The following is a 2338-nucleotide window of genomic DNA, read 5'->3' as shown; positions in this document are numbered from 1 at the left end:
CAACATCATCGACACCCCCGGCCACGCCGACTTCGGCGGCGAGGTCGAGCGCGGCCTGTCGATGGTCGACGCGGTCGTCCTGCTGGTCGACGCCTCGGAGGGCCCCCTCCCGCAGACCCGCTTCGTGCTGCGCAAGGCCCTCCAGGCCAAGCTCCCGGTCATCCTGTGCATCAACAAGACGGACCGCCCGGACTCCCGTATCGACGAGGTCGTCAACGAGACGTACGACCTCTTCCTGGACCTCGACGCCGACGAGGACCAGATCGAGTTCCCGATCGTCTACGCCTGCGCGCGTGACGGCGTCGCCTCCCTGACCAAGCCGGAGAACGGCACGGTCCCGCAGGACAGCGACAACCTGGAGCCGTTCTTCTCCACGATCCTGTCGCACGTCCCGGCCCCGGAGTACGACGAGGAGGCGCCCCTCCAGGCGCACGTCACGAACCTCGACGCCGACAACTTCCTCGGCCGTATCGCGCTGCTGCGCGTCGAGCAGGGCGAGCTGCGCAAGGGCCAGACCGTCACCTGGATCAAGCGCGACGGCTCGATGACCAACGTGCGCATCACCGAGCTGCTGATGACCGAGGCGCTCACCCGCAAGCCCGCCGAGAAGGCCGGCCCGGGTGACATCTGCGCGGTCGCCGGTATCTCGGACATCATGATCGGCGAGACCCTCGCCGACACCGAGAACCCGATCCCGCTGCCGCTCATCACGGTCGACGAGCCCGCGATCTCGATGACCATCGGCACCAACACCTCGCCGCTGGTCGGCCGCGGCGGCACCGGCAAGGGCGCCGACGCGAAGGCGGCCGTCAAGGACCGCAAGGTCACCGCCCGCCAGGTCAAGGACCGCCTCGACCGCGAGCTCATCGGCAACGTCTCGCTCCGCGTCCTGGACACCGAGCGCCCGGACGCCTGGGAGGTGCAGGGCCGCGGTGAGCTGGCGCTCGCCATCCTGGTCGAGCAGATGCGCCGCGAGGGCTTCGAGCTGACCATCGGCAAGCCGCAGGTCGTCACGAAGGACGTCGACGGCAAGACGTACGAGCCCGTCGAGCGCATGACGATCGACGTCCCCGAGGAGCACATGGGCGCGGTCACGCAGCTCATGGGCGTCCGCAAGGGCCGCATGGACAACATGTCCAACCACGGCTCCGGCTGGGTCCGCATGGAGTTCGTCGTCCCCTCGCGCGGCCTGATCGGCTTCCGTACGGAGTTCCTGACCGGGACGCGCGGTACGGGTATCGCGCACTCCATCCACGAGGGCCACGAGCCGTGGTTCGGCACGCTGACGACCCGTAACAACGGCTCGCTGGTCGCCGACCGCGCCGGCGCGGTCACCGCGTTCGCGATGACCAACCTCCAGGAGCGCGGCGTCCTGTTCACCGACCCCGGCACCGAGGTGTACGAGGGCATGATCGTCGGCGAGAACTCCCGCTCCGACGACATGGACGTGAACATCACCAAGGAGAAGAAGCTCACCAACATGCGCTCCTCCTCCGCCGACTCCTTCGAGGCGATCGTCCCGCCGCGCAAGCTGTCGCTGGAGCAGTCCCTGGAGTTCTGCCGCGACGACGAGTGCGTCGAGGTGACCCCGGAGGCGATCCGCATCCGCAAGGTGGTCCTGGACCAGCGCGACCGCGCACGCACGGCGAGCCGGGCGAAGCACAACTGACCTGACGCGAAAGGCCGGTGCCCCCCGAGAAGGGGGTCACCGGCCTTTCGCGTGCGCGGGGTCAGTCCGCCGACGGCGACGGTGAGATCTTCGCGCCCTTCCTCAGGAAGCCCATGTCCTCGAAGACCGGGGTCTGGAAGCCGAAGGCTCCCGCGTTCACCAAGTCCTTGCGGGCGGCGGTGAGTTGGGGGCGCTGGTAGAGGGGGATGGAGCCGGCGGCGGCCCAGATGCGGGAGTCGGCCTTGCGGATGAGGGAGCGGGACTCGGCGGTGTCGAGGGTGGAGATGGCCTGGTCGAAGAGCTGGTCGACCTGGTCGGTGCCGACGCGGGTGTAGTTCTGTTCGACGTTCAGGGAGCCGTCGGCCGCCGGGACCGGCTTGGAGTAGATGGGGCGGGCGTCCGTCGCGGGGAACGCCGAGGCGGGCCAGGTGTAGAGGGCGAGGTCGTACTGGCCCGAGGCGACGTGGTCCTTGAAGTAGCTCTCGTCCGGAACCTTGGCGATGTCGGTGCGGATGCCGACCTTCGTGAGCATCCGGGAGATCCGCTCGGCGACGACCCGCAGGGACTCCGAGCCGGGGCCGGACGGGACGACGAAGCGCAGGGTGAGCGCCTTGCCGTCCTTGGCGAGGGGGCCTGCGGCGCCGGCGGGGGCGGGGGTGCCCTTCGGGG

General features: G+C 69.5%; 1 protein-coding gene and 1 pseudogene. One reads left to right on the top strand and one right to left on the bottom strand.

Annotated features, from left to right (window positions below):
• The coding region (gene typA / locus AOK24_RS37920) for a translational GTPase TypA (protein ID WP_055724482.1) at positions 1-1669 on the top strand (1669 nt) is incomplete at its 5' end.
• 61 nt (positions 1670-1730) lie between these two features.
• Here the strand turns inward: typA and AOK24_RS37915 are convergent.
• Positions 1731-2338, bottom strand: a pseudogene (locus AOK24_RS37915) (ABC transporter family substrate-binding protein); the annotation flags it as partial.

The sequence above is a fragment of the Streptomyces niveiscabiei genome (assembly GCF_001419795.1).
Lineage (GTDB): Bacteria > Actinomycetota > Actinomycetes > Streptomycetales > Streptomycetaceae > Streptomyces > Streptomyces niveiscabiei.
This window is presented reverse-complemented; position numbering and strand designations above follow the sequence as displayed.